Raw genomic sequence first — 25,673 nt, forward strand, 5'->3', positions numbered from 1 at the left:
ACCGTCACCACGAACAGCATCGGGATCACGGCGTGCATCCCGACACCCAGCGGATCCGGCCACGAGGCCGCACCGTTGAACGCGATCGTCGCGGCCGTCAGCAGCCACGCCGTCTGCCGCAGCAGGGGGAAGGGAATCCGGAGCCACGTCAGCAGCAGGTCCAGCGCGAGCAGCACACAGATGCCCGCGTCGATACCGATCGGGAACACCAGCGAGAAGCTGCCGAACCCCTTCTGCAGGGCGAGGGCACGCACCGCGGAGTACGAGCCCGCGAACCCGATCCCCGCGATGACCACGGCACCCGCGACCACCACGCCTATGAGAATCCGGTGCGTACGAGTCAGCCGCAACGATCGCGCCGTCTCCTTTGCGGTCACGGGTGAGCGCCCCTCCTGCATCAGTGGTCCCGTTTGCCTGAGTGACCTTCACACTCTCACGATGTGCTTCAGGTTGGCCCGGCCGGCAGCCGATCAGGCCTGCTCGCCAACGAATGCAACCGGTGGCTCTCCCCCCGCGCACTTGCGCGCGTACAGGGCAGCACCGTGGGATGGGGAAGGCCACCGGCCTACCCGGCGGGCCTCACACACTGGACCGAACGTGTGCGGCGATGAAGGACCGACAGGAGACATCGATGACGGTAACGATCCGCCCGGCCGACAGGCGCGACGTCATGGCCGTGGCCGAACTGATCGAGGAGATCGAGCGGTTCTACGGATCGACCGAGATCCAGCCGCTCGACGAGCGCCGTTCGCAAGTGGAGGAAGCGCTGTTCGGCTCCCCGCCCTTGGCTTCTGCGCTCTTGGTGCAGGATGAGGCCGGTGATCTCGTCGGGCTCGCCGTCTACTCGTTCCTCTGGCCTGCGGCCGGCTCCTCCCATTCCCTGTTCCTGAAAGAACTCTATGTCCGCAGCACCCTCCGCCGGCATGGCATCGGCGCCCGCCTCATGGACGAGCTCCGTGCCCTGGCCACCGCGCGTCCCGGGTGCGGCCGGGTCGAGTGGATGACGGACCGCGACAACCTGGACGCACGTGCCTTCTACAGGTCATTGGGGTTCGCAGAGTTCGAAGGGAAGATCGTCTACCGCCTGGATACCGATACGCGGTGAGGAATACGGGCCCGCGCCGGCGACGAGCGGAATGCGCCGGGCCACGCTGCCGGCCGGGTGAAGGTGACGGGCTCCGGCTTGGTGAGCCGTCTGAACAACCCTGCAGGTCAATACACCTAGGCGGCGTGGTGGCCGTGCGAGCGCACCCGGCCGGCCATGCACCTGCCCTCCAGATCGACGAGGACGAGGGTGATGCGCATGAGCCCGAGAGCCTGCAGCGACCGGGGGGTCTCCTCGACGAGTCTGCATCCCTGGAGGCCGACCTGCGGGTCGGGGTGGCGCAGCTCGCGCACCGAGCTTTCGTGGTGGACGAGGTCGGCACCGGATCCCAGGACCCAGTCCGGCATGTCCTTGAGGTAGGCGTCGCGCAGCGCCGGGTTCATGTAGACCTCGCGACGGATGGCCTGAAGGACGGGGTCGGCGTCGTGCCGCTCCAGACTTGAGGCGAGCTGAGCGAGCATGGCCAGCTGCCACTTCGGGTGATCGACCAGCACGGCGGGGGCGTCGGGGTGGAAGAGGCCGAAGCGCAGGAAGTTGTCGGAGGGCATCGCGCTTGAGTGGGCCCGCACGTTCCGGAAGAGGTGGCGGTAGGCCTTGTTCGCCATCCTGACGCCCCATCGGTGGTCGATCACGAAGGTCGGCAGCGAGAGCGCGTCCATCATCACGTTTTCGTAGTCGTCCAGGAAGGCCGAGGCGGCCGGGTCTGCGGGGAGGCCGCGGCGGAACATGGCGCGCAGCTCGGGCTGCGGAGCGCGGTCCACCGCGTACAAGAACAGGCGGGCCGTCTGGAACTCGGACATCTTCAGCGCGTCTGCCAGGGAGTACAGCTTGCGGTCCGTCCATTCTTTGACCCGGCCGCGTTCCCAGTTCCCGTAGGCACGGCCGCTGATCCTGAGACGTTCGGCGACCTCTTCCTGGCTCAGTTCCAGGTGATCGCGGCGCCCTTTGAGGAAGTGCTGCAGACGCTTGGCGCGCAACTCGGCGGCCAGGGCCTCCCCGAAGTCCGTCAGTTCGGCTTCCGTGCGCACGCCGGTGTCCAATGCAGTTCCCCCTTGACGTTGCGGCTCGGTGCTCGGCTTTTGCGGTGGCGGTGGCGGTAATCGGGCTCCGCGCCGGCTCGTGCGGTCGTGAACGGCTTCCGCCCCTCGCACAGCCTGGCGCCGCCCCAGCTGCTTCGCCATAGCGAACTACCCTTCGCGTGCTTGATGAGCAGGTGACATGACTGACTGGCAGGGTCATGCCAGTCAGGCGGCGGCGCGTCGATGACTGGGCAGATGACGACTCCACCCGCCCCCTGCTGACGGCCCGGCAGATCGTCCGTTGGCAGAGGCGAACGTCGAGCACCACGACGCTCGGAGGCTTCTCGATCTTCACCTCCTGTGGTGATCCTGCTACTCAAGACGCGTATCTGTCAACGATCGTGTCTCTTCGGGCCTCGAACTCTCCTCTTCCTGCCACAACTGTGGCAGGCTAGGGTCGCAGGACAGGCCCAGCGTTAGCCTCCGGGCGACCCGACCACATGCGGAGCAATCCCCGCGCCATCTAGGAGATTGATCGGTGACTGAAACCTCGTCGGCCTCGGGGCCCGAAGCCGCTGTGCGCGAACTGACAGCCACAGCCGAGAGGGTCATCGACCTGGCGGCCAAACTCGGACGGTCGCGGGACGAGGTCCTGAACGCCGGCGAGCTACACCTCGCCACGGGGGTTCCCACCGCGGTCGTCGAGTCGCTCCTCAGAGGAGAGTCCGCCGGCGAGCCGAACCGTCAGGAGCGGTTCAGGCAGCGGCTGAAGGTGATCCAGGCGCTGGATGTACAGGGGAACAAACGCAAGCACTCGCAGGCCGCCATCGCGAGGCAGACCGGCATCTCGCGCCAGCAGATCAACGCCCTGGCCAACGGCGAGCGCAAACCCACCATGGATCACTGCGCGCTCATCGAAACCTTCTTCGGCCGGCCTGCCGGTTTCCTCATGTCCGAAGACGCGGCCGCCGTCAACAGTGCGCTCCTGCTGATGGAGATGAGTCTGCTGAAGGAGGTGGCCAAGCAGGACCAGCCCGCGCCCACCCTCGCCACCATGCTCGCCGTGCACGGCGTGGAGGGGATCGCGGCCCGGGCAGCGCTGCTTCCCACGGACGACCACCGCGACAGGGTCCTCAGGATGATCGAGAACCTCATGGCCGAGTCCGCAGCCGAGACAGGCGCCGCCCGGAACGCCGTAGCCGGTGAGACGTCCGGTCCCTAGGGGGTGTCCTGCCGATCAGGCCGGGCTCGCGGTGCCAGACCCCGCGGGCCCGGCCTGATCGGCAGGACACCCCCTAGAGTTCGGCGGATGTGTGGCGACGGGGGAGAGACGTTGTCGGCGGAACACGGGGAGCAGACCTTCCTCGCCGCCGGAAAAGGGTCCTATCGGGGAGAAGTGATGTTCAGGCAGCAGGGCATGCGTAAGTCGGTCAGTGGCTTGGTGCTCGGGGTCCGCCATCTGGAGGCTCCGGTGACCTCCGAATTGCTCTGCCTCACACTGTGCGAGGTCATGGGCAAACGCCGGAAGAGGCCGATCGAGTTCCGGACCACTCCCTTCCCGCCGGGCACGGCCAGCGGCCTCGCCCTGAACCTCGGGGACAGGGACCTGATCGTGGTCGAACGGAAGACCGCACCGGAGCACCAGGTCATCATCACAGGCCATGAGCTTCGGCACCTTGAGTTGGGTCACTGCCACAGGACCGTGGCCGAGGGTACGGCCGCGGCACGCCTGCTCCGGCACGACGCCGATCTCGAAGGTGTCGTCTCCTCCGTCCTGGCCATCGCAGGACGGCAGAGCCCCTCCCTCACCGGTCAGGACGGCGCCGGCGTCAAGAACGCTCAGGAGCAGGAGGACAGCGCCGAGCTGTTCGGGCTGGAGCTGGCACACCGCGTGCGTCACCTGCTCGTGACCAAGGGGGTCGATGCCCCTGACCGCGGTACGACCAAGGGCAGGATCGCGGCCGCACTCAGCTACCACAACATAGGCAGTTGAGAGTGTCCGACCTCAGCTTCTTCGGCCCCGCTCTCCTCGGCGCCCTGGCCTTCTTCATCAGACTGCCCGGCCTGCTCAAAAACCCTCGGGACCCGCTGCTGCGTGCCGTGGCGATGCTGCTCCTCACGGCCACAGGGGTTTTCCTCTTCGGCTCCATCCCGATGATCGCCAAAGTCAACGAGATCACGGGCATCCCCAACATTGCCGCCCCGCTTGTCTACAGCATTTTGACGGCTTTCAGCGGTTCCTGCATCGTCCTGCTCATCAACTGGCGGGGAGGTTCACCGGATCGCATCCGCCAGGCGACTCGCTGGTGCATCGGCACGTACGGTCTGGTCATTGTCGCTCTGTTCGGGCTCTTCGCCCTGGGCAGCGCTCCCGCGGAGCGGCTGCGTGACCTGGACACCTACTACGCCAACACCCCGTACATCCGAGAGATGATCGTCCTCTATCTGGTGGCTCACACGGCGTCGTCACTCGTCATGACCTCCCTGTGCCGGCGCTGGTCCCGGGAGGTGGACGGTGAGCTGCGCATCGGTCTGTACCTCATGGTCTTCGGCTACCTGGTCACCGTCGCCTACGACGTGTGCAAGTTCTCGGCCGTCGGGGCTCGCTGGGCGGGGTACGACTGGGACTTTCTCAGTACCGACGTCGCGCGCCCTCTGGCTTCCGTCGCTTCCCCGTTCGTCGCGATCGGGTTCGGTCTTCCCCTCGTCGTTCAGCGCCTGAAGGGGCCGTGGTGGGACTGGAAGCGGCACAAGGAGCTTGGACCGCTCTGGCGGCTTCTGCAGAACCTCGCGCCGGACCACAAGAGCCCGCGAATCTCCGTGTTCGCGCCGCCCGGCGTTCGGGTACTGCAGCGCGAATCGGATATCCACGACGGATTCCTCACGCTCAATCCCTACTTCGACCGTGCGCTCAGGGACGCTGCCCGGGCCGACGCGCTGGCGAGCGGCGCAGCGCTGCAGGACGCGGAGGCCTACGCCGACGCCATCATGCTCACGGCTGCCAAGGAGGCTCTGCGCGCCGACCCCGGGCATCAGGTGATCGCTTCGTCCGAGGCACTTCAGGAAGGCCCCGGTGGCGATGCTCTCGACCTTGCCCGGATCTCAAGGGCACTCTGCCGCCACTCCCCCGTCGGTGCGGTCGTGCGCCTGACCGTGCAGGGCTAGGGGCGAGAGCATGCCCGTCCCGTCCCGATCACACAAGGCCGGCAGGCGTTCGCCGGGCCGTCGGACCGGTCCCCGCCCGTCCATTCTTCAAGCCCGGCAACGCTGTGGGCTTTCCGAGCCGCAGGGGGTTGCGCATGCCGGGTGAGTTCTACTTCATACCTGTCGGCCTCCTGGTCCTCGCGTCCGTACTCAGGCTCCCCGCACTCATCAGGAACTGGCGGGATCCGCTGCTGCGGTCCGTCTCTGTCGTCCTCGCACTGGGTGGAGTCGTCTTCTTCTTCGCCGCCCCGCCGACCATCGCCAGGGTGAATGCCTTCGTCGGCATCACCAACTTCTCCGCCCCCCTGGTGTACTGCCTCCTCACTGCGGCGAGTGCGGCCGTCATCAGCTTGGCGATCACCTGGCGGGGCGGGTCGGAGCGGCGCAGGGTCGTCGCCACTCGCTGGTGCCTGGGCGGCTACGGGCTGGTCATGGTCGCGCTGTTCACGTTGTTCGCTCTCGGTGACGCTTCTGTCGAGCGGCTGCGTGACTTCGACACGTACTACGCGGCAGAGCCGTTTCTGCGCGAGATGATCGTCTTGTACGTGCTGGCGCATGCCTTCGCCACGGTCGTGCTCGCTTCCCTGTGCTGGCAGTGGTCTCACGACGTCACTGGTGTCCTGCGCACGGGCCTCCTGCTGATCGTGGCCGGCTCGCTGCTGAACCTCGGCTACGACGCGTGCAAGGCGATCGCCGTGGGCGCGCGGTGGGCGGGCCATGACCTGGACACCCTCAGCACCTCGGTCGCACCGCCTCTCGCCGCTCTGTCCACGTTCTGCCAGGGGGTCGGCTTTGCCCTGCCGGCCATCAGCCAGTCGTTGACACGTCAATGGCGGAGCTGGAGCGAGTACAAGAGGCTCGCGCCGCTGTGGGTGTACCTCCGCGGGGTGGCTCCCCATGGGACCGTGCGCATCCCTTGGTGGTCCTCACCTGAGAAGAGGCACCTGCAGCGGACATCCGACATTCTGGATGGCCTGGCCATGCTGCCCCTGAACTCGCAGATCGGCGCCGAGGCCCGTGCCCAGGCCGTCGCCGTCGGCGCCACCGAGCAGCGCGCCGCGGCGACAGCCGCAGCAGCCATGGTCGTCGCAGCCCTCGAAGCTCGCCACGCACCCGGCCACGGTGACGTTCCGGTGCTCGGTCCGGGCGCGGCGAGAGCAGTCGCCGATGACGGCCCGGGGCTTCTTCTCCTCTCCGACGCCCTGCGCGATCGTGGCCCGGAGACAGTTCCCGGAGCTGACGCAGCGCGGTGTCTCTCCTCCTCCACGGCCGGCCGGGAGTGAGCTTCGAAGTCGCCGTCGTTCGCCGGCATGAGATCCCCGCGCTTCGTCACTGACGAGGCCGCGGCCCACCGGACCGAGCCGAAAGGGCAAGGCCCCCCTTGACTCTGCAGCAGTCCTTGCTTCCTCTTGATGACGAATTCCGCCCACGGCGGCCTGGTAGAGAGCAGTCACATGATCGACCGCAAGAATGTTTCCCCGGGCGCGACCGCACGCCGGGCCATCGTCCTGGGAGGAGGCCTTGCAGGGATGTTCGCCGCAGCGGCTCTGCGCGGCGCGGTGGACGAGATCCTGGTCGTCGAAAACGATGAGCTTCCTGACGGTCCCCTTCCACGGAAGGGGCTCCCGCAGGCAGGACACATACACCTTCTGTGGAGCGGTGGTGTCCACGCGGCTGAAGCCCTGATGCCAGGGATCACCGACTGCTGGCTGGCCGCCGGTGCACGGCGCATCCCGATCCCCACCGGCATGGTCGGACTCAGTGCGCAGGGTTGGTTCCGGCGCTGGCGCAAGGAGACCCACTTCCTGATCGCATGCAGCCGCGATCTGCTCGACTTCGTGGTCCGCACCCGGGTGCTGGCCGATCAAGAGGTGAAGGTGCTCCCGCGCACCCGTGCGGTGGGCCTGGTCGGCAACGCTGCACGCGTCTTCGGCGTGCGCGTGCGCGACGCTGACGGCCGTGAGCAGGTCCTGGAGGCCGACTTCGTCGTCGATGCCTCAGGGAGAGGTTCCCGAGCCCCCCAGTTCCTTGAGGAACTCGGTGTAGCCGGCCCGGAGGAGCGCACCCTCGACCTCGGCCTGGTCTACGCCAGCCGCCTCTTCCGTGCGCCGGAAGGGGCTGAGACGTTCCCCGTCGTCAATGTGCAGGCAGACTCCCGGGCATCGCGGCCGGGACAGAGCGCCGCCATCCTGCCGATCGAAGGCAACCGGTGGCTGGTGACGGCGGCAGGGACACGAGGCGGTGAGCCCACGGACCGGTCTGAGGATTTCGTCGAGTTCACCCGCAGGCTGCGACACCCCATCGTCGGCGAGCTCATTTCGCACCTTGAGCCGCTCAGCGGCGTGAAGATCAGCCGGAGTACCCGGAACCGACGGCGGTACTTCGAGAAGATCCGGCAGTGGCCTGAGCGGTTCGTCGTCCTTGGCGACGCCGTCGCAGGGTTCAACCCGATCTACGGCCATGGCATGTCGGTGGCAGCGCAAGGGGCTGTCGCGCTTCAGTCGATGGCCGAGGACCACGGCATCACGAGCACCGGCCTGGCTCGCCGCGTCCAGCGAGCCATCGCCCGGCCGGTGTCCGGAGCCTGGAATCTGGCCCTCGGACAGGACGTCTTCTATCCAGGTGTCGAAGGCGTGGCCCCGAGTGTGACCGACAAGCTGCTCGCCCGCTACGTGGATCACTTGCTGAGGACGTCCTGCGGATCCTTCACGATGACGAAGGAGTTCACCGACGTGACGTCGCTGGAGAGGCCCTCCACTCATCTCCTGAGGCCTCGGGCCCTGCTGGCCGCCGCCCTGGGACCTCAGCACCCTCCGCTGACCGGTCCGCCCCTGACCCAGCAGGAACGCGACATCGTTTCGGCCGGCAGCGCGAGGCGCACCGCGAACTGAGTCCGTTCCGGCGGCAGCCCTGCCGCCGGAACGGAAGACCGATGGAGCTCCGCCGGGTGGGGGCTCGGCTCGGCCCCCAGGTGGCGCCGGGCATGGTGGCCGGGCGCCGGCCGGGCGCCGAGCGCTTCCTTCAGCCGGTCCCGGTGCCCACCCCGCGCCGTACGGGCCCGCCGGTGCCGCTCTGGATATCCGGGGGCGCGTCCGCCTGCCCTACGAGTAGCGTCGCCTGCACGGGGTGCGGCCCTGGCCACCAGGGCCGCGACGGGGGCCGTGCTCCGGCACATGGGGCTCCGGCCGCTCGGGGCCGAATCGTCGAGGGGCGCGCCCTGGGGAGGCGGCTGTTTTTCGTCGGCGCGGCGTACCCGATTCTGCCTGATCCGCGCCGCTAGCCTCAGCGCATGGCTGACATGTTCGAGCACGCGCCGCACGTCTGGACAGCGGGTCGGCTGCGCTCCGCTCTCGCCGAGGTTGCCGACGACGCCCCCATCCACATCGGGGTCGCGGACGAGCCCGGAAGGTTCGAGGGGTACGAGGAGTTCATGCTCGTCGGCGCCGAGCCCGTGGAGCTCGTAGGCGACGACGGCGCTGCGGCGCCTCAGGTCCAGTTCACTCTTTTCGCGGACGCCAAGGCGGGCAGGTACCACCTGCACCTGGACTGATCAGGACAGGCCCACCCGGCGCCGGACCGGCATGGCGGTGCAGGGGCGGACCGAGGCCGTCTCTTCCGGATCTTGCCGGATGAGACGGCCTAGCCGTGCCTGTGGTCATCGCGTTGTCTCGCCCGGAGTCGGCTCTTCAGGCTGCCCGCGTGCTCGTTGTGCGGCGCGCCCCTCCCGAGCAGTACCAACACGCGTGCCAGGCACCGACCATCTATCGACAAATCGCCCGATCGGGTCGTGAAGACTTTCTTCACGGGTCACTCTGAGCAACAGCCGAGAATCCGGAGATACTCCTTGATTCCGGCCCATTTCCGCTGAGATGCCTCACGATCTGCCACAGGAAGACCCCTTTCCGGAAGAGGGTGTTCCTGGCCAAGGTGCCGCATGTCCCGGTAAAGATCGTGCACACAGACCAACAGCACCAACTGCCCTGGCTGACGTGCTGATTTGGCGCATCCGGGAGGAAACATGGACGTCGGCTCGCGTAACGCTCATCAGCGCAGAGAGCGCGACCGCACGCTCGCGGTCCTCCACGCCCTGATGGAACTGGGTTCCGGGCCGCACAGTTTCCGCTCCATCGCCAACCGCACCGGCCTGGACGACTCAGACGTCCATCGCCGCCTGCGCCAGCTCTTCCAAGCGCAGCTGTGCCACCGGCCCCACTACGGCCACTGGGAGCTCCGCCCCGCCCCCGCATCCCCGACCGGAGCGCCGGCCGGACTGGTGCACCCGAGCACCACGCCCCTGTTGGGCGCCGCCCTCCTCCTTGAGGGGATCCACCGACGGACCCAGCAGGTGGTGCTGCTGCACACCTACTCCCCCGTGAGCGGCGAGCGTCTGTGCATCTCCGCCGTCGGCACGTCCGGGCCGCGTTTCCGGCGCGAACTGGCCCTCGTCCCCGAGGCCGTCGACCAGCTCTGCCGTGCCCCGCTCGACTCCGACGCGCCGGGCCTGGCCATGCTCGCCAACCTCGCCGGTCAGGACGTGCCCCTGCGCGATGACCTCCGCCGGATCCGATCCGCACAGGTGGCAGTCACCGACTCGCCGTTGCCCGGGTGGGACCTGGTCTCCACGCCTGTCCGGCGCCTGCCCGGCGCCCCGGCCGTTCCCGGTGCCGAGCCGCGCGTGGTCGCCGCCGTCAGCATCCTGGCGCCGCATCGCACCCGGGGCGACGCTCTCGTCGCCTACGGACGGCTGCTGCGCAACGCCGTACTGGCAGCCGTCGAGACCAGCGTCGTCATCGCCCGCCCCCGCTTCGCGGCCACCAAGGCCGCGTGACCCGTGCGGCGCCCCCGTGCTCGCGTCAGTTGAAGCGGCAACCCCGTCACGCCCGAACGATCCGTCGGCGGGGGCGCGCCCGCGCAGGCCTCAGCGCATGCCACATCCGCCACAGGAGGACGAAGTGTCAGCCGGCAGGCCAGAACGTGGTGGGGAGCATCCGATGACCTAGCTCCCCCGGGGCCCGGCGCTGCCTGAACAGCCGGCCGGGCCCGGCCTCGCGTTTGATGCGGTGAGCCACCACCTCATCAACCGCCGGCCTTTCGCCATCGCCCGACTTGCCGGTCGGGCGAGTCCCGGCTTCCCCAGCAGAGGGAGCCGGGCGAAATCACTCCCACTCCGGAGCTCACGCCCCTGCCAGGGGGCTTTGACGTTCCACGACACCGGGAACGGATCACGTTCATGATGCAGCAGACAGCTGCCCTTTGTCACTCAACCCTGTCCAATTCATCCACTTATATCCTCTACTCCGACCCTCCAGTCCGTTCCAGGGTGCGGCTTCGCCACCCGCGCGCCTCGGCCGTCGCGGCGGTTCGGCTCAGTGCGGGGGCGGCGTGACCATGACCGGTCCCCCAGCCACCTTCCCCGCCGCCGGGGCTCGGCCGGCGGCACCGGCATCCCCGCAATGCCCCGAGACCAGGCACCGCGCCGTGCCCGCACCGCGCCCCCTGCAGCCCTCACTGTCCAGGGTTCCCGCTGACGCGGCCGCATGGGACCGCGCAACCGTTCATCGGCCACACCAGCGGACCGGGCTCCTTGCCGGACTGCCGCCACTGTCCGCACGCATGCACAAGCTGCTCGTCCTCGGCGACCAGGACGACGCGTACGCCGCCGGCAACCTTCAACGCGGCGGGAAGAACACGGCTGCCTCCGACCACGCCTGGGCCGTGACCCGGGCCCTTGCGGCCGAGGCCGTCCGAGTGGGGTGGAGCCGCGCGTCCTTCCTCCAGGTCCTGCTCGACGGCCCGTACGAAGCCGGCCAGTACGCCCGCATGCTCCAGCACCGCCGCGGCTACGACAGGGCCGCCGCGTGGCTCCAGAGAGCCTGGGTCGGCGCACAGCAGTACGTACAGAACACGGAGCCGATCACCACCCGCCAGGCCTTCCATGCCGCCCTGGCCGCCCTCCGCGCCCGAATAGAACGCACCTCTTGGAAGGGCATCGCCGGCAAGACCGACCTGCGCAACCTCATCGCCCGCATGGACATCTGCGCCCAGGCCGGAAGCTGGGACCACACCGTGTCCGAACGCGACCTCGCCGAGCGCATGGGGTGCAGCCGGACGACCGTGCACAACTCCAACGGGCGCCTCCAGCACGCCAGACTGCTGCGCCGGCTCGACCACGGCTCTCCCACCGAAGGCGCCCGCTGGATGCTCATCTCCCCCCTCTCCCTCACCGCGTCTCACCCCCGGTCCACCCCCGAAGGGCCGCAGGCTGGGGGGGCCCTGAGTGGCCCAGCCATGAGACAGGGCGACACCGGCGCCGACATCGACTCACACGCGGCCGCCCGCTTGATGCGCCTCGATGCCTTCGCCCACCATGGCCTCGGCGGCAGTGGGCTCACCCTCCTGGCCGCCCTCGCCGAACGCGACGGGCAGAGCATCACGGAGCTCCAGGGCAGCGCCTCCGTCTCCCGGCCGACGGCCTACCGCCAGCTCAACAAGCTCAAGAACCTGGGGCTCGTCGAACAGGCCGGCGAGGTCTACACACTCGCCCCGGCCGCCCTGGCAGGCATCGGGATTCGAACCACCGCGTCCGAGGAGCCCGGCTTCGACTGGGTGGAGGCTGCCTCCCGGCTCGGCACCGCAGGCGTCGGCGAGCGCCGCCGGCAGCGGCATGCGGCCCAACGGGCCCATTGGCGTCGCGAGCAGGCGAGGCGCCTGCAGAGGCGGCGCCCCGCCGGTACGGTCGCGGCGCACCCCGCTCTGGCACAGGCCGAACACGTCCGGGCCGACGGCGTTGCCGTCGATCCGTCGACCGGAGAGGCCATCGACGGCCTGTGCGTCGGCTCTGACGGTAGGTGGATCGTGCACCATGGGCCGGCGGAACACGGTTGGGCTGCGTGCTGACACGAGCGCGTCTACCGAAAGCAGCTGCGGCCCGTCATCCCTGAGGGGGAGCAGAGGCAAGGGACGGAGCCTTTGCGGGGACGGTCCTCATCGGACAGGTCACCCCAGCAGGCCGTTCCCGAGGTGCGAGTTGACGGCCTTGGCTTCCGATGCCAGCTCGGACAGCTCGACAACGGTGACCCCTGCTTCCGCCAGCCGCTCGACGCCGACGCAGTCGGCGACGAACAGGGCCGGCTCGCGCCACGCGATGACGACGCGCGGAAGATCAGCCGAGAGGATGAGCTGCGAGCAGGGCCGCGGCCGCGACCGGCGCTGCGAACAGGGCTCCAGCGTGCTGTACATCGTGGCGGCTGCCAATCGAGTGTCACCCTGGGGGAGTTTGGCCAGCGCGGACTCCTCCGCGTGCACGTGCACGTCCGTCTCCCGGCTGTATCCGTGGGAGAGCTCGGTGCCGTCGGCGCCGACGATGACAGCACCCACTGAGTAGGCGCCCTCGGAAGGCGGGCAGAGTTTGGAAAGGTCGATCGCCCGGCGCATCCAGTACAGGTCCCGGGCGTGGGTTACGGAGGAAGCGGTGTTCATCAGGAGCGCTCCTTCGGAGCGTATCGGAGGAGTATGACATCGCCGATCGTCCGGGCCTCAAGAAGGCGCATCCGAGCGACGGGGCCGCCAGGGTAGTCGGCGGAGCCGAGGAACCTCGGGGCGGCGGCTTCGCCGACCAGGAGGGGGGCGATGGCGAGATGTACCTCGTCGGCGAGGTTCTGCGACATGAGCTGGGTGTGGACGGTGCCCCCGCCTTCCACCATCAGCCGGCCGATGCCGCGGTGGCCGAGCTCGTCAAGGACCTGCCCCCAGTCGAGCTCGGGTCCGGTGCTGACGATGTCGGCGAGATGGCCGAGTTCCGCCTTCACCTTGTCGATTGCGGCGTCGACCGTGAAGACCAGTTTCGCGTCTCCATGGTGCCAGAACTTCAGGTCGGCGCTCAGGTCGCCTGTTGCGGTGACCGTGACTTTCAGGGGGAAGGCGGGCTTCCCCTCGGCTACACGGACCGCGCGCCGCCTTTCCGAGTTCACCAGGAGCCGAGGGTTGTCACGGCGCATCGTGGTCGCGCCGATCAGGATGGCGTCGCAGGAGGCGCGTACCTCGTCGACACGGTCGAAATCCTCCGCGTTGCTGAGAAGCAGCCGGTCGTTGCTTGTGTCGTCCAGGTAGCCGTCGACGCTCGTGGCGGCCGACAGAAGGACATACGGGCGGGCGGTCATCTCAGGACTCCATCTCCGGTGCGGGGCAGAGGCCGGCGTCGAAGGCCACGCGGAACTCCGCGACCTCGTGTACGTGATGCCAGCGCATCAGCGCCTGGTTCAAACGGGCGAGCTCAGTCATGATCCGGCCTGATCCGGTCACCTCGGCAACGGCCAGGGCGTGCATGGCGATCGCAGCAGCGTGCTCAGGGGCCCGGGCTCCGGCCAGGGACACGGCCTGCCGTGCCATGTAGACGCCGCGGTCACGGTCGTAGCCATCGGGCAGCAGCCGAATCGCGGCGGCGAACGCGTCTGCTGCCTGATCGTGCCTGCCCAGAGCCTCCAGACCCTGGGCGCGGTAGATCTCGACATACGAGGAGTTCAGCCATGCGCCCCACGGGCTGGGGTCTGCCGAGATGCCATCGAGGCTGTTGCGGACGTCGTCGATGGCCCGCTCGCTCGCGGCGGATTCCCCGCGCAGCGCGTACCCGTACGCCTCGTATGTCCGCGCCACGGCGGCCGGCCGGCTGCGCGGGCGCGCCATGCGCTGCGCCGCCCCGGCCAGGTCGACGACGCCGGCCGGGTCTGCCCTGTCCGCCGCGAGCTGGGCCTTGCGAGCCATGACGTACGCAGTCAGGTCTCCGCCGCCGACGGTGTGCGACCCGTGCAGAGCAGCGTCCAGCCAGCTGGACGCGGCCTTGGTGTCGCCCAGGTCCTGGTAGAGCCAGGACAGGAATTCCGCGTACTGGGTCTGGAGCTCCATCAGGTCGCGCCGGTCCGCGCCCTGGGCCTCTCGCCGCAATTCCTGGATGACCTGGATGTGGGTGCGCACCGCGCTGAGTGCCTGGCGCGGTCCCAGCAGGTTGTCGCTGTCGATCAGCAGACACCGTGCACGGCGCAGGTACTCCACCGGAGTCGCCTCGTACGTCGTCGCGTTCCGAACTCCGCGCACTGCACCCGGCACAGCGCCTGACGCTGCGGCTGCCGCCGGTCTACCGGCACCGACTGCGGCAGCGGCCCCGAGACCCACACCGCTGCGCAGGAGCAAGCGTCGATCGAGAGCCACCCACATCACCGACCCATCGCCCAGACGGCAGGGACCAGAGGTCCCCTCTTCTTCCGACGCTGCCTGCCTCAGGGCTGCCGAGGCAAGTACTGCACATGATCTGGCCACCTGAGCCATGGGATCGGGGCGTATCAGTGGACGGCGGGCGGTCCGAGCGGGGCGATCTCCCGCTTGAAGAACTCCGAGAACTCCTCGCCCTTGCGGTACAGACACTCGAACTCGGTGACCGTCGTCTCGATCTGCTCGGGATCGAGGAACCGGCGCGCGCCTGCACCCTTCAGTTCCTCGTCGTAGATCACGGAGTACATCACCGAATGTCCGAGCACGACGACCTCGGGCAGGGGGCCGTCGCGCTCCACGTCGGCGATCGCCCGCGCGTCCAGTACGCGGATCTCCTCACCCAGCTCTGACCGGAGCTTGAAGGAGTTCATCTCCCACTGAAGGTACGCAGTCACGGGGAATTCGACGACACGAAGCCTCCGGAACGCCAGCCCGCGTCGAGCAGCATCCTGGAAGTACTCGGCAACCGAATCCCGCTCGGTCTCGATCAGACGCAACGCGCCCGCCCAGTCTCCGGAGGCAAATGCATCCCAGCTCGGCGATCCTTGCTCCTTGAACGTCTGGCCGCGCTCGATCTTCGCAAGGAAGTGGATGTCGCTCCCGTGGAAGCGGCTGAAGTCGTCCAGGTAGTCCGGCCGCTCAAGGACCTCGCCGGCGCCGTCACGGAAGCACTCGAACATGGGGAAGGTCCGCCTTCGCTGCGATGTGTCGTCGTCCTCCGACGCCCGGACGTCCGGGCATTCAGGAATGCTGCTCTCGAACCGGGCTGGTCAGGCACGGGAGAACACCATGTCGGGCACTGTACGGGGGAACTCGCCGGTGGCGGTGGGGCGATGGACGATGCGGTCGGCGAGCTTGTCGTACCAAAAGGCGTGGGATTCCTGGCCGACGGCTGTGCAGGACATGGTCAGCGCGCCGCGCGGGTCGGCTTCGATCCGCTCGATCTCCACCGGGGCGCCCGCGGGGGTGCGGGTCTCGGGGGTGCCGTCTTCGGACCGGTCCTCGTCGACGATCACCTCGATGGCCAGCCGTGCTTCCTGAAGCTGATCGCGCAGGCGGGCGTACGCGGCGGAGTGGGCGATCAGGAGATCAGGGTGGTTGGCAGCGTGGCCGAGCGGCTGCAGGCAGTGCAGCCTGAGCTCGCGCCCACCGAGGTCCTGGACGGCGCGGGCCAGGGACGGCACCTCGTCGATGTTGCGGGAGGTGACCGTCAGGGTCGCCGCGGTGCGGACACCGAGCTCACGAGCGAAGCCGAGGGCGCGCAGCGCGCTCCGGAAGCTGCCGACCTTGCGGATCCGGCCGTTGGCCGAGCCGGTGCCCTCCAGAGAGATCCGCAGCAGGTCCACGTACCGGGCGATCTCGGTGAGCGGGCGCTCGATCCGGTGGCCGTTCGTGCAGATCTCGACCTGAAGGCCCAGCTCCTGCTTGGCGTGTCGCACGACGCGCATGAGGTCCTTGTGGACGAACGGCTCGCCACCGAGCAGGACGACGGCCTCGGTACCGTACTCCTCGCGCATGAGAGTGAGGAGGTTCGCTGCCTGCTCGGCGGTGAACGCCTCGGCGTGCTGGAGCCGTGCACCGTGTAAGCAGTCCTGGCACTCGAAGGTGCAGCGGTACAGCAGTTGCAGGTCCAGCATCCGGATCCTGCGGATCCCGGTGACTTCCCCGATCACGTGTGGGCCCCCTTCAGCCGGTCACCTTGCCGGAGCCCTGATCGTGGCCGAGAGTGCCGGAGCGTGTCACCGCGTATGGGGACGTTCCCGAAGACGTCCCGGGACGTCCTTTTCAGCGGCCCGCGAAGCCTTCCAGAAGCGTGATCACCCGTCCCGTGTCCGGCAGGTCCGGCAGGTCCGGCAGCACCGCGGGCGCTCCGACGACGCCCGTCTGCACCGATCCCGTCGGCGGGCTGCCTCCGAGCGCCGAAAACGCGGCGGAATGGATCTCCTTGCTGACGCCGGCGTTCTCGATGAGCGTGTGGTCGACGTCCCACAGAACGATGAGTTGCACGACGCAAGCGTCGGATCCCCACAACCATCCCCATACTGACAGAACGTCCCCAAACGTCCTTGCCGGATCACCACTGGCCCGCTTTCATGAGGCCTGTGAACGAGCGGCTGCACTCCGTACTCGCCCAGCGCGGCGTCTCCCCCGATGGGCTCGCCGAAGTCTGCGAGGTCGATCCCAAGACCGTCGGTCGCTGGCTCGGCGGTCGCCTGCCGCACCGACGTCACCGGTTCCGGGCCGCCCAACACCTGCGGGTGCAGGAATCCTTCCTCTGGCCCACCCCACCGCCATCCGCGAACAGGCCCGGCGCCGTGTGGGGCGGCGAGCTGATCAGCATCTACGAGAACCGCGCCGACGTCCCCCGGGACATGTGGCTCACCCTCCTGCACGAGGCACGGGAGGAGATCGGAGTGCTCGTCTTCTCCGGCACGTTCTTCGCCCAGTCCAACCCCCAGGTCACCGACATGCTCGCCGATCGTGCCGCCAAGGGCGTCCGCATACGCCTGTGCTTCGGTGACCCGGGCGGCCAGGCAGTGGCCATCCGGGGACGTGAGGAAGGCATCGGTGACACCCTCTCCGCCAAGATCCGTGCCTCTCTCACCTACTACCGCCCGCTGTTGCCCGAGGCCGGGTGCGAGGTTCGGCTCCACGACACCACGCTCTACTCGTCTCTCTTCCGCTACGACGACCACCTGCTGGTCAACCCACACGTGTGGGGCCGGCCGGCGAGCGCCAACCCCCTCCTGCACCTGAAGAAGGCCAACGGCGCAGGTTGGTTCGACAACTACGCTCGGAGCTTCGAAGCCGTCTGGGCCGCCGCCCGGACCTGGACTCCTGACCAGGAAGGGACCGCCGCCCATGGGCAGGACTGAGTACTACGACGACCCCACCGCACCGAAGGCGAACACCCTCATCCCCGCGAGCAACCTGCTCGTCGTCGACGACAGCGGCGCCATCCTGCTCCAGCGCCGCCGCGACACCGGCCAGTGGGCCCTGCCCGGCGGGGCCCAGGACATCGGCGAGACGGCCGCACAGTGCGCGGTGCGCGAATGTCTGGAGGAGACCGGCATCGTCGCCGAGATCACCGGATTCCTCGGCGTCTACACCAACCCGAAACACATCGTCGCCTACACCGACGGAGAGATCCGCCAGCAGTACGAGAACACGTACATCGGCCGGCCCGTCGGCGGCGCACCCACGGTCAACGACGAGGCCGACGGCGTCCTCTTCGTCCAGGCGGCCGACCTCGGCGACTACGACATCCACCCCAGCATGCGCCGGCAGATCGGTGACTATCTCTCCGGCACGTACCCCTGCCTCGGCTGAGCCACCAGCACGGCCTCCACCCGCGCCACCGCCGCGAAGATCTCCGGCGACGCCCGGCGGACGAACCGCCCCACGAGGCTGTCGGCGCCGTAGCGCCCCAAGACCTCCGTCACCCGGTTCTCAGCGGTGGTCTGCTCCCCGTCAGGCGTCGTCATCATGTCGCAGTACACGAGCGCGTCCACGAGCAGAGGCTCGTCCAGCAGAGGGAACTCCCGCTCCAGCACCTCCCTCAGCCCGCGCTCCTCGGCTTCCAGCAGGGCGAACGAATGGTTCGCCACCAACCGCACCAGCCGCTCATCAGCGCCATGCTCGTCCCGGAGAAACCGCGCCCCGTCGAGCGGATGAAAGCCCGTCCCGGCCAGCCTGGGCGCGTACCCCACGTCGTGCAGCACTGCCGCGGCAGCCAACAGCGCGGCGTCCCCTGCCAGGGCCGGACCGAGCCCAGCGGCACGCGCCCCTGCTCCCTGTGAATGCGCCCACCGCCGAGGGAGCACGTCGCTGAGCTCCTTCTCGGCCACCTGTCTCGCCCACGCCTGCATCGTCTCGTCCATGGCCTGCTCCATGCCCCGCACGAGCCATGAGCACTCCCGCCCCGGGATGCCGCCGGCCCTTCGCCGTCCAGGAGCGGCCCGGAGTACGGGGAGACGCGAGAGCATCTGACGGGAGAGCTGACAGCGGCCGAAACCCGCAGATCAGGCGCCGAGAACCGCGCTGACCCCGAGGAGCACCTCAAGCTCGGCGACCGTGTCGGCTTCCTTGACGGCGAGGACGGTGGTGATGCCGAGGGCCCGCGCCGGGAGCAGGTTCACGGGGTGGTCGTCCACGAACACGCACGCGGTGCCGGGCAGACCGAGCCGGTCGAGGGTGAGCTGGTAGATCCCGCGGTCCGGCTTCGCCAGACCCTCACGCCCGGAAATGACGTGCACGTCGAAGAGATCCCAGATCCCGGCGTGCTCGTACGGGTCGTGCGGGTCGAGGCCGAAGGAATTCGACAGGAGCGCGAGCCGGTAGCCCGCCTGCCGGGCGGCGCGGGCGAGCGCGATCATGCGGGTGGCGGCCGGCACTCCCGTCCAGGCCCGGCCCATGAGATCCACCGGGTCCACGTGCGCGCCCAGGAGCGCAGCGGTGCCCGTGTTCCATTCGGCCTGGCCGATCGTTCCGGCCTCCAGCGCCGCGTACAAACGGCGGCCCTCCGGGTGATCGTTCAACGTCGCCCGCCATGCCTCGGGCGCCAGGCCCTCCTGTTCGCACCATGCCCGGTGCACGGGGCGCGGATCGGCGGTAAGGACTCCGGCGAAGTCGAGGATCAGCCCTTTGCCGGTGCCGTGGTTGGCGGTGTCGGTGAGTTCGGGCATGCCGGCGCCATCCTTCCGTGAGGGGACTCACCGACGGACGCTACCGCTCCACCAGAGCGCGGGCCAGACCGACTTCGGAGCCGCGCTGCGGGTGTCCATTCGGGTTCGGTGACGGGGATGCCGTTCGTCCCCGCGCAGTCTCATACACCGCGTTCCAGAAGGCATCGCGGTGCCTCGTGGCGTTGGCGATCGGGATGGCCCGCGAGCACGGCGTCGATCAGGAGCTCATCGAAGTCGCTTCCCGGCGCAGCTCCTCGTATCCGGCGGAGCCCGAGTACGTCGCCAAGACGGCCGCTCGTGCTTGGCGTTGGGGCCCGGAGTTGGAGGAGGCAGCCGACGCCCGCCCGTAGCCCACGCTCGTGCTGTCGCCGCCACCGGGGGCTGCGTCGGCAGTCGGCCCACGAGCCGGGCCGCCTTCTGCCGCCGTGGTGTCCACGATCAGGTCCTCGGCCCGTGTCCGGGTACGCTGCCCGAGCCGACCTTGAGGCGCGCGAGCCGGCAGCACCGTCCGTCGAGCGTGACCAGCGCCTCGGTCACTGTCTCTTTGCCCGTGGTCGGCGGGCCGTACGGGATCGCACCCTCCTGCCGGCTACACGTACATCCCAGCCATGGCCTGACGGGCCTGGTCCGCGAGACTCACAGAAGCGCCCCATCGGTTGTCGACGACCAAGTGCGGCACCGCCGGACGCAGGTCAAGGTTGATCGTGGCCATGTACTCGTCCCACCGCTGCAGCTTCCAGGCGTCGCGGTCGGCCGAGCGGAAGGCGATGTGCTCCCGCATCGACTCTTCGTCGCAGCGCACCCACACCGGGAAAACGTCGGCCCCAAGGGAGCCGGCCCGGTTCGCCAGCCGCTGCATCCAGGTGGGGTCCGTCATTTCCGCAATGAAGGGTGCGGAGAGCACGGTGCTGATCCCCGACTGGATGTTGGCCATGGCCGACCGCATCAGGCAGTCGTATTCCGCTGCCCGAACCCGGGTCCTGTAGAGGTCGGTGTGGCGGTCGTTCGGATCACCGCCCAGTGCGATCAGCAGCTGCTCCACCAGCGGGCGGGTGAGAGGATCCTTGTCGAGCAGCGGCCATCCGGTGAGCTGGACGAAGAAGCGGGCGAGCTCGGTCTTTCCGGACCCGGCGTATCCACCGACCAGGATCAGGACCGGGCGATGCGGATCGCCGCCGGTGTGCCGGCGCGTCCACGCGTCGACAATGCGCTGCTGCAACGCGAGATGGTCGGACCCGTCCGAGCCGGGCCCGATCCGCCGGACTGCTCGCTCGACGGCCAGGACATGTGCGCTGTTGGGACGGTCGTCCCCCGGAGTCGGTTCGAAGGAGGTCTCCTCGCCCGGCTGCGCGTTCCGGAAGCCCAGGTCCGACTCCGTGGCCCGGTACAGGAGGCAGTAGGCCCTGCGGTAGTGCGGTCCCGGGTAGACCTCGCCCTGCTCGTGATGCCGCAGCGTCTGAGGACTCGCTGCGGGGACACCTCGCAACTGGGCCTGCCCGGCAACCTCTCGGAGGCGGTCACCAGCCTTCTCCAGTGTCAGGCCATGGGCCTCTCGCCGCTCACGCAGCCGGTCCGGCACCCACCCCGCCCGGAAATCCCCCACCTGTCCCCCTCCATCGTCGTCATGCTCAGGAGCCTTCGGCTCCGCCCTCAGAACCTGTGCGTATGAGGATGCTGAAAGCCGGTGAACGGCGTCGCGTACGTGCTTCGGCAACCCGCTGTGATGCTCCTGCCGCCGTGCCGGATGCGTGTACTCGCGGCCTGGCTCGCGCGTGAAAGGGTGGCCATCCGCCCATTCTCGTGCGCGGCCCGACCATGCCGCAGCGGAATGCGAAGAGACCGGGCTGCTCCCGGGCGACTTCCCTCGGCCACGGGACGGACTGGCCTGTGGGCGGCGTGGGACTGCAGGCGCGAGAGCTGCTCGACGAGCTCGCCGGCTCGCCGGCTCCCGAGCGTCAGGTGTGGATGCGGTTGTTCGTGCCGTCGTGGCTGTCGGCGTGGTCGTCGTCGAACCAGTGGTCGTCGGCGGCAAGGTAGCGGAAGGAGTGTGCGCTGCGGGCAGGCAGGGACACGCTGACCGCGCGGGTGCCGTCACCGCGGGACTGGAGGGGGTGCGCGGCAGGGTCCCACTGGTTGAAGTCACCGACGACGCTCACCGGCCCGTCGGGTGTGTCCTCGGGGAGGACGAAGGTGACCTGAGTACGGCTTTTGAGCTTCTTGCGTTCGAGCACGGACGACTCCAACCGAGGATCTGTGGGAGAAGGGGGCCTGTGCATCCTTGCTTTCGCGTCTGTCCACGGGCGCGGACGCGGCCGCGAGGGGGAGGCCAGTCACCCGCCTGGTCCCCTGAACGACTCGAAGCGAGCACGGCCATCCGGCGCGAACTGCGGCGGACGGCAGCCGCCCCGCCGTGAACGACAGGCCGGGGATCGCACAGATCACGATGGCCGCCGGGCCGTCAGGGCGCCTGCGGCGCAGCCGGCGTCAGCGGTCGTGGTGACCGTAACCGTCGAGGATCTGCTCGGACGTCTCGCCACGGAAGATCACGTGCCAGTGCATGTGCTTGGACTCCTGATACAGCCCGAGGTTCGTGGTGACCGAGCACGATCCGTGCTCCTTCTCGACCTGGGCCGCCACCTCACGGACCAGACCGACGACCTCGGTGAGGACGCTGAAGTCGGCGTTTCCCAGGTTCGTCAGCGACGGAACGTGGTCCTTCGGGATCACCACGATGTGCACCGGGTACGAAGGGTTGGTGTGGTGGAAGGCGAGCGCGCGTTCCGTCTCCGCGACGGTCTCGACAGCGACCTGGCCGGACAGCGCCTGGTTGCAGTAGAAGTCGGAGATGGCAGCACCGGTCGTCACGGTCAGTCCCTTTCCGTGGTGGTTGCGCGAACCAGTCATCAGCGTATCCGGCATGGCTCACCGTCTTACGGGAACCAGCCGCCCCCATCGGCACACGGGCGAACTGCCCGTACCCGGACTCTCTACCGACTGCGACACGCACCACGGCAGTCCGGACCCTGTGGCGGCGCCCCGCTCAGATCGCCAGAGGGATCGAGCAGCGTCCTTGTCGCCGCCGGCGCCTTTCCACATCGGGATGAGCAACAGTGCGGGCGAGTGGACCGATGTGCCTGTCAGGTGTCGGCGTCGGGATCGGCCAGGGGCATCCCGGAGGCGAGGGCGATCGCCTCGACTTCCTTGCGGTCGAGGGTCCGCTGCCGCTGCTGGGAGTCGATCTTGTCGAGTCGGGCCTGCAGTTGCTCGGGGTCGGCGGCGACTTCGGCCGGCACCAGCGTCATGGCGCCCTTCGTGTGTTCGCTGTCGCCGAGCTGGACGACAACGTGCTCCGCCCGGTCTTCGTGGCCGGGCTGCATCGCGCCGATCAGGCCCATCAGGGTGAGCATCTCCTGTCTGACCTCGCCGGTGAAGAGCGCCTTCTCCTCGTCGTCCATCTGTATCCGGGCGGTGCCACCGCCGTTCTCGAGCCACAGCCGGATGATTTCCATGAGGAGGTGGAAGCCGGCCTGGGGCATCCGGGCCCGGAGCGCTTCCACGTAGAGGTGGTAACGCAGTCGTGCGACCTCGCGCGGATCTTCCTGTTCGTCGGCCATACCTCTCCCCCTGTCAGTCGGGCACGTGCTCGTCGCGGCCGATTCTGCCAGTGCGGCCGATGCGGGTGCAGGCGATCGCCGGACGCGGGAAACAGCACCGCCACGAGCGGCATCACCCTGCGCCTCGGTCCCAGATGACGCCACATCACCGTGGCACCGGCGAATGGCATGCGACTTCACGACCGACAGCGGGGCTTCGGCCTTCGGCTCCCGAGCCGATGGATGGCTCGCAGGACTTCGGAGGTGCCGGTCAGGTCCGCCAGGACGTGATCTGCCCCCGCGTCTCGGAGCTCGTCGGCAGAGGCCGTTCCTGATGCGACCGCCACAATGCGGGCGCCCCCTTCGAGTCCCGTCCGCACGTCCTCCAGCGAGTCCCCCACGATCACCGTGTTGTCGCGCTGGAACCGCCCGCCGTGAGCGCCCGCAGCTCGTCGCTGGGCTATGCCCACCAGCGCGGGCCGGTGGGCATCGTCGGACGCGTATCCGCCGATGCCGGTATCGAGGTGGTCGATCAGCCCGAGGGCCGACAACTTCACCTCCGCGCTCCCCCGAAGGTTGCCGGTGACCACCGTCGGGATGAGGAGCTCAGCGCCGCGCACTGCGCGGAGTGCGTACACCGCGCCAGGCAGGACGATGCCCTCCGATGCGATGAGCGCGCGGTACCCCTCAAGCCTTCGCGGCAGTTGGTCGATGATGCGACTCGCGAACCGGTCGATCTGCGTCGCCGGGACATCGTTCACGGAGAGGAGTTCGCGTACAGCGAGCGGCATGGTGACGCCTGTTCCGCGGGCCGGCAGGGCTGTCGGCGGTCTGCCGACGACGTCCGTGAAGCTCTCCCTGTAGACACGACGATCGATGTCGCCCGTGTAGAGGAGCGTGCGGTCGATGTCCCACAGAACGAGGATCACGCTGCCCGTTCCTCCATGACGTTCCGTCCGCGCTCCAGAAGCTCCCGGACGACGGCAGTGGTGTCGAACCGCCGGGCTTCGGTGAGCATGGCGAAGAGGTTCTCGTCCAGCCGCGCGGACCGGACTCCGGCCACGAGGGAGAGAACCTCGTGGCCGGTGGTGCATCCTCGGTCGGCGTCGCCGGCCCGCATCTGGGCGGTTGCCGCACGGGAAAGGAACTGAGCGCGGGTGCGCAGGTCATCGACGGCCAGGGCGCCCCGGGCCTCGGCGAACGCTTCAGCGGCCTGATCAGGTCGGCCGAGGTCGAGATAACAGCTGCCTGCCTGGCCTCGAATCTCGCCGGGGTTGATCCAGTACAGCCAGTGCGGGTCGTCCTCTCCGCGGCCACGAGCGCACAGCATCTCCGCCTCGTCCAGAGCGGCAAGGGCTTCTCGGCCTTCTCGTAGCCGGGCGTGCCCCCGTGCCTGCCGGGTCAGCAGCATGGCGTGGAGCCCAGGGGCGTCCTGATCGGCGATCACCTGGCGGGCTGTGCGCGCGGCGGCGACCGCATCTCGGGGGTCACCCACGGAGTAGCCGTGAATGGCGAGGAAGGAGAGTGCGCCGGCACGCAGGCGGCTGTCTCCCGATACGTGGGCAGCACGGAGCGCGCCAAGGAGGAGGTGCTGTGCCGAGCCGTGTGCCCCGCTGTCGAACCGGTACCAGCCGGTCTGGATCGCGGTGTCCGCTGTCACGGCGGCCAGGCGGCGGCCCGTCGCCTCGTTGAAGTTGCCCTCCTTCAGAAGGCCCAGCAGAACCTTCAGGTGTGTGGTCGCGGTTCGCGCGATTCTCCCGCTGCCATGGTTGGCATCCGCCTGCCGGAGAACGTCGGTCGTGGTTTGCAGCGAGGCGAGGAGTCGGTCCGAGACCCGGATCCCCTCTCGGGCGGTGGCGGCGATCGACTCGGTCGGCGCGATGGCAGCCTGGAGTACGTACTGTGTGAGGCCCGCCCCTCCCAGGGCGGCAATCACGCCTCGACGGTTCAATCCGATCATGGCACCTCCGACGGCGGCATCCAGTGCCGTCACCATACGAGCGGGGGTCCATGGCAGAGCCGGGTCAGCTGCCTCTGAGGAGCACTCCGCGTCGGCGTGAGCGAGGGGGGCGAGAAGGAGCGGGCGAAGGTCCGCGGGTACGCCCAGGCCGGTGAGGAGGGCGACGATCGCCTCCCTGCCCTCGACCTGCTTCCGGCCGTTCTCGAGTTCGGAGATGAAGCTCTGGGTGAGCCCCGTGAGCTCCCGAACCGCTTGTTGGGAGACACCGGAGCGATGTCGAACCAGGCGGAGAACAGTGGCAAAGTCCCAGGTGGATAGGGCTCGGTACACGCCCTCGTCGCGCCAGGCGCGGTCGGGGATGCGCGGCATGATGCCGGCCCTGGAGCAGGAGGCGCAACGCGATCCGGGGTTGTACCGGCTCATCGTCCGACCGCACTGGCCGCATGCTCGCTTCGGCGTGATCAACTCGCTACCCGTTCGTCGGCAGTCCGCGTCCTGACTCTGGGCTCCAGGCTATGGGCAGATCGATATCGCCACAGCGATACCGCCCCAGCGATACCGGAGATCCGGTCGTGGCTTCAGGCTCGTCTCACCGCAGAGCGCCGGCGGTCGTCAGAAGTCACACTTCCGGCGCCGTAGGCCTGGAAGGAGTGAGGGAGGGAGGCCCCATGAGAGCACACCCCGTGAAAGCCCTGTCCGGGGCCGAGGGGTGGGGGTGGATGCCTGTCCTCCATTCGGTCACGCTGCCGTCGCACACCGCCTGGAGCCGCCGCCCCGTACGGCGCGGCGGGGGCGGGGCCGAGGCCGAGGCCTTCGGCGAAACCTCACACACTGCCGTCGAAG

27 protein-coding genes and 1 pseudogene are annotated in these 25,673 nt (G+C 68.8%); 12 read left to right on the forward strand and 16 right to left on the reverse strand.

Translation table 11 applies throughout. The features are described 5' to 3' along the window. Positions 1-350 (reverse strand): DUF2637 domain-containing protein (locus tag ACFY0D_RS25730; RefSeq protein WP_390800590.1); only part of this gene is annotated, 350 nt, incomplete at its 3' end. Positions 351-631: 281 nt separating this feature from the next. Between ACFY0D_RS25730 and haaN the strand changes: the two genes are divergently transcribed. Next, positions 632-1,105, forward strand: a complete 474-nt coding sequence (gene haaN / locus ACFY0D_RS25735; protein WP_390800413.1) for a cyclophane-containing RiPP N-acetyltransferase HaaN — start codon at positions 632-634, stop codon at positions 1,103-1,105. Between the two features lie 116 nt (positions 1,106-1,221). Here the strand turns inward: haaN and ACFY0D_RS25740 are convergent, their stop codons facing one another. Then, positions 1,222-2,133 carry a helix-turn-helix domain-containing protein gene (locus ACFY0D_RS25740; protein WP_390800414.1) on the reverse strand — a complete coding sequence of 304 codons (912 nt, stop codon included), beginning with the start codon at positions 2,131-2,133 and terminating at the stop codon, positions 1,222-1,224. Between the two features lie 529 nt (positions 2,134-2,662). Between ACFY0D_RS25740 and ACFY0D_RS25745 the strand changes: the two genes are divergently transcribed. The 8 genes from ACFY0D_RS25745 (at position 2,663) to ACFY0D_RS25780 (ending at position 12,225) form a co-directional block, all read left to right on the forward strand. Beyond that, a complete protein-coding gene (locus tag ACFY0D_RS25745) occupies positions 2,663-3,346 on the forward strand; it encodes a helix-turn-helix transcriptional regulator (protein WP_390800415.1) in 684 nt (227 codons plus the stop codon). A 177-nt stretch (positions 3,347-3,523) separates the two neighbouring features. Then, positions 3,524-4,117, forward strand: a complete 594-nt coding sequence (locus ACFY0D_RS25750) for a toxin-antitoxin system, toxin component (RefSeq protein WP_390800416.1) — start codon at positions 3,524-3,526, stop codon at positions 4,115-4,117. Between the two features lie 2 nt (positions 4,118-4,119). Next, positions 4,120-5,289, forward strand: a complete 1,170-nt coding sequence (locus ACFY0D_RS25755; protein WP_390800417.1) for an MAB_1171c family putative transporter — start codon at positions 4,120-4,122, stop codon at positions 5,287-5,289. Between the two features lie 134 nt (positions 5,290-5,423). Beyond that, positions 5,424-6,611, forward strand: coding sequence for an MAB_1171c family putative transporter (locus tag ACFY0D_RS25760; RefSeq protein ID WP_390800418.1), 1,188 nt, complete (start codon positions 5,424-5,426; stop codon positions 6,609-6,611). A gap of 171 nt (positions 6,612-6,782) precedes the next feature. Further along, on the forward strand, positions 6,783-8,219 hold the full coding sequence (locus ACFY0D_RS25765; RefSeq protein WP_390800419.1) for an FAD-dependent oxidoreductase: 1,437 nt from the start codon (positions 6,783-6,785) through the stop codon (positions 8,217-8,219). 398 nt (positions 8,220-8,617) lie between these two features. Beyond that, the gene (locus ACFY0D_RS25770) at positions 8,618-8,878 is read left to right on the forward strand and encodes a DUF6225 family protein (protein WP_390800420.1); all 261 of its coding nucleotides are present in this window, start codon (positions 8,618-8,620) and stop codon (positions 8,876-8,878) included. Between the two features lie 468 nt (positions 8,879-9,346). Beyond that, positions 9,347-10,156 (forward strand): helix-turn-helix domain-containing protein, encoded by an 810-nt coding sequence (locus ACFY0D_RS25775; protein ID WP_390800421.1) that lies wholly within the window; start codon positions 9,347-9,349, stop codon positions 10,154-10,156. A gap of 785 nt (positions 10,157-10,941) precedes the next feature. Beyond that, positions 10,942-12,225, forward strand: coding sequence for a helix-turn-helix domain-containing protein (locus tag ACFY0D_RS25780; RefSeq protein WP_390800422.1), 1,284 nt, complete (start codon positions 10,942-10,944; stop codon positions 12,223-12,225). Positions 12,226-12,324: 99 nt separating this feature from the next. Here ACFY0D_RS25780 and ACFY0D_RS25785 read toward each other — a convergent pair whose 3' ends face one another. From ACFY0D_RS25785 to ACFY0D_RS25810, 6 genes and pseudogenes are all read right to left on the reverse strand, one after another. Further along, positions 12,325-12,807, reverse strand: a complete 483-nt coding sequence (locus tag ACFY0D_RS25785) for a deaminase (protein ID WP_390800423.1) — start codon at positions 12,805-12,807, stop codon at positions 12,325-12,327. Further along, positions 12,807-13,487 carry a RibD family protein gene (locus tag ACFY0D_RS25790; RefSeq protein WP_390800424.1) on the reverse strand — a complete coding sequence of 227 codons (681 nt, stop codon included), beginning with the start codon at positions 13,485-13,487 and terminating at the stop codon, positions 12,807-12,809. The genes ACFY0D_RS25785 and ACFY0D_RS25790 overlap by 1 nt, the downstream gene beginning before the upstream one ends. A 1-nt stretch (position 13,488) precedes the next feature. Next, entirely contained in the window at positions 13,489-14,418 is a 930-nt protein-coding gene (locus ACFY0D_RS25795) for a DNA-binding protein (protein ID WP_390800425.1), read from the reverse strand. 245 nt (positions 14,419-14,663) lie between these two features. Then, positions 14,664-15,272 carry a DUF6879 family protein gene (locus tag ACFY0D_RS25800; RefSeq protein ID WP_390800426.1) on the reverse strand — a complete coding sequence of 203 codons (609 nt, stop codon included), beginning with the start codon at positions 15,270-15,272 and terminating at the stop codon, positions 14,664-14,666. Positions 15,273-15,362: 90 nt separating this feature from the next. Next, positions 15,363-16,265: a radical SAM protein gene (locus ACFY0D_RS25805; RefSeq protein WP_390800427.1), complete on the reverse strand. Its 903-nt coding sequence runs from the start codon at positions 16,263-16,265 to the stop codon at positions 15,363-15,365. A gap of 208 nt (positions 16,266-16,473) precedes the next feature. Then, a pseudogene (locus ACFY0D_RS25810) lies at positions 16,474-16,599 on the reverse strand (haloacid dehalogenase); the annotation flags it as partial. A 95-nt stretch (positions 16,600-16,694) separates the two neighbouring features. On the opposite strand from ACFY0D_RS25810, the gene ACFY0D_RS25815 reads away from it, so the two are divergent. Both ACFY0D_RS25815 and ACFY0D_RS25820 read left to right on the forward strand, forming a co-directional pair. Then, positions 16,695-17,468 (forward strand): XRE family transcriptional regulator, encoded by a 774-nt coding sequence (locus tag ACFY0D_RS25815; RefSeq protein WP_390800428.1) that lies wholly within the window; start codon positions 16,695-16,697, stop codon positions 17,466-17,468. After that, the gene (locus ACFY0D_RS25820) at positions 17,455-17,922 is read left to right on the forward strand and encodes an NUDIX hydrolase (protein ID WP_390800429.1); all 468 of its coding nucleotides are present in this window, start codon (positions 17,455-17,457) and stop codon (positions 17,920-17,922) included. The genes ACFY0D_RS25815 and ACFY0D_RS25820 overlap by 14 nt, the downstream gene beginning before the upstream one ends. Here ACFY0D_RS25820 and ACFY0D_RS25825 read toward each other — a convergent pair. Beyond that, positions 17,889-18,473 carry an HD domain-containing protein gene (locus ACFY0D_RS25825; protein WP_390800430.1) on the reverse strand — a complete coding sequence of 195 codons (585 nt, stop codon included), beginning with the start codon at positions 18,471-18,473 and terminating at the stop codon, positions 17,889-17,891. The genes ACFY0D_RS25820 and ACFY0D_RS25825 overlap by 34 nt on opposite strands. Before the next feature lie 141 nt (positions 18,474-18,614). Beyond that, positions 18,615-19,277: an HAD-IA family hydrolase gene (locus tag ACFY0D_RS25830; RefSeq protein ID WP_390800431.1), complete on the reverse strand. Its 663-nt coding sequence runs from the start codon at positions 19,275-19,277 to the stop codon at positions 18,615-18,617. Positions 19,278-19,471: 194 nt separating this feature from the next. Between ACFY0D_RS25830 and ACFY0D_RS25835 the strand changes: the two genes are divergently transcribed. Then, positions 19,472-19,627 (forward strand): DUF1932 domain-containing protein, encoded by a 156-nt coding sequence (locus ACFY0D_RS25835; RefSeq protein WP_390800591.1) that lies wholly within the window; start codon positions 19,472-19,474, stop codon positions 19,625-19,627. Between the two features lie 239 nt (positions 19,628-19,866). On the opposite strand, the gene ACFY0D_RS25840 is transcribed toward ACFY0D_RS25835, so the two are convergent. From ACFY0D_RS25840 to ACFY0D_RS25865, 6 genes are all read right to left on the reverse strand, one after another. Further along, positions 19,867-20,496, reverse strand: a complete 630-nt coding sequence (locus tag ACFY0D_RS25840; protein ID WP_390800432.1) for an AAA family ATPase — start codon at positions 20,494-20,496, stop codon at positions 19,867-19,869. A gap of 736 nt (positions 20,497-21,232) precedes the next feature. Next, positions 21,233-21,508, reverse strand: a complete 276-nt coding sequence (locus tag ACFY0D_RS25845) for an isoamylase early set domain-containing protein (protein WP_390800433.1) — start codon at positions 21,506-21,508, stop codon at positions 21,233-21,235. 253 nt (positions 21,509-21,761) lie between these two features. Then, a complete protein-coding gene (locus tag ACFY0D_RS25850; RefSeq protein WP_390800434.1) occupies positions 21,762-22,142 on the reverse strand; it encodes an HIT family protein in 381 nt (126 codons plus the stop codon). A gap of 272 nt (positions 22,143-22,414) precedes the next feature. Beyond that, entirely contained in the window at positions 22,415-22,891 is a 477-nt protein-coding gene (locus ACFY0D_RS25855) for a hypothetical protein (RefSeq protein ID WP_390800435.1), read from the reverse strand. Positions 22,892-23,067: 176 nt separating this feature from the next. Then, positions 23,068-23,799: an HAD family hydrolase gene (locus tag ACFY0D_RS25860; protein WP_390800436.1), complete on the reverse strand. Its 732-nt coding sequence runs from the start codon at positions 23,797-23,799 to the stop codon at positions 23,068-23,070. Next, complete coding sequence (locus ACFY0D_RS25865) at positions 23,796-25,199, reverse strand: helix-turn-helix domain-containing protein (RefSeq protein WP_390800437.1); 1,404 nt, start codon at positions 25,197-25,199, stop codon at positions 23,796-23,798. Before ACFY0D_RS25865 ends, ACFY0D_RS25860 begins: the two co-directional genes overlap by 4 nt. Positions 25,200-25,673 lie beyond the last annotated feature (474 nt).

Origin of the sequence: Streptomyces sp. NPDC001502 (assembly GCF_042894785.1) — a bacterium.
Lineage (GTDB): Bacteria > Actinomycetota > Actinomycetes > Streptomycetales > Streptomycetaceae > Streptomyces > Streptomyces kutzneri.

Coding starts and splice junctions, on each gene's coding strand:
- ACFY0D_RS25760 (WP_390800418.1), top strand. CDS start 5,424: ATGCCGGGTGAGTTCTACTTCATACCTGTCGGCCTCCTGGTCCTCGCG.
- ACFY0D_RS25770 (WP_390800420.1), top strand. CDS start 8,618: ATGGCTGACATGTTCGAGCACGCGCCGCACGTCTGGACAGCGGGTCGG.
- ACFY0D_RS25765 (WP_390800419.1), top strand. CDS start 6,783: ATGATCGACCGCAAGAATGTTTCCCCGGGCGCGACCGCACGCCGGGCC.
- ACFY0D_RS25780 (WP_390800422.1), top strand. CDS start 10,942: ATGCACAAGCTGCTCGTCCTCGGCGACCAGGACGACGCGTACGCCGCC.
- ACFY0D_RS25790 (WP_390800424.1), bottom strand. CDS start 13,487: ATGACCGCCCGCCCGTATGTCCTTCTGTCGGCCGCCACGAGCGTCGAC.
- ACFY0D_RS25750 (WP_390800416.1), top strand. CDS start 3,524: ATGTTCAGGCAGCAGGGCATGCGTAAGTCGGTCAGTGGCTTGGTGCTC.
- ACFY0D_RS25825 (WP_390800430.1), bottom strand. CDS start 18,473: ATGGACGAGACGATGCAGGCGTGGGCGAGACAGGTGGCCGAGAAGGAG.
- ACFY0D_RS25865 (WP_390800437.1), bottom strand. CDS start 25,199: ATGCCGCGCATCCCCGACCGCGCCTGGCGCGACGAGGGCGTGTACCGA.
- ACFY0D_RS25800 (WP_390800426.1), bottom strand. CDS start 15,272: ATGTTCGAGTGCTTCCGTGACGGCGCCGGCGAGGTCCTTGAGCGGCCG.
- ACFY0D_RS25785 (WP_390800423.1), bottom strand. CDS start 12,807: ATGAACACCGCTTCCTCCGTAACCCACGCCCGGGACCTGTACTGGATG.
- haaN (WP_390800413.1), top strand. CDS start 632: ATGACGGTAACGATCCGCCCGGCCGACAGGCGCGACGTCATGGCCGTG.
- ACFY0D_RS25775 (WP_390800421.1), top strand. CDS start 9,347: ATGGACGTCGGCTCGCGTAACGCTCATCAGCGCAGAGAGCGCGACCGC.
- ACFY0D_RS25820 (WP_390800429.1), top strand. CDS start 17,455: ATGGGCAGGACTGAGTACTACGACGACCCCACCGCACCGAAGGCGAAC.
- ACFY0D_RS25835 (WP_390800591.1), top strand. CDS start 19,472: ATGGCCCGCGAGCACGGCGTCGATCAGGAGCTCATCGAAGTCGCTTCC.
- ACFY0D_RS25830 (WP_390800431.1), bottom strand. CDS start 19,277: ATGCCCGAACTCACCGACACCGCCAACCACGGCACCGGCAAAGGGCTG.
- ACFY0D_RS25855 (WP_390800435.1), bottom strand. CDS start 22,891: ATGGCCGACGAACAGGAAGATCCGCGCGAGGTCGCACGACTGCGTTAC.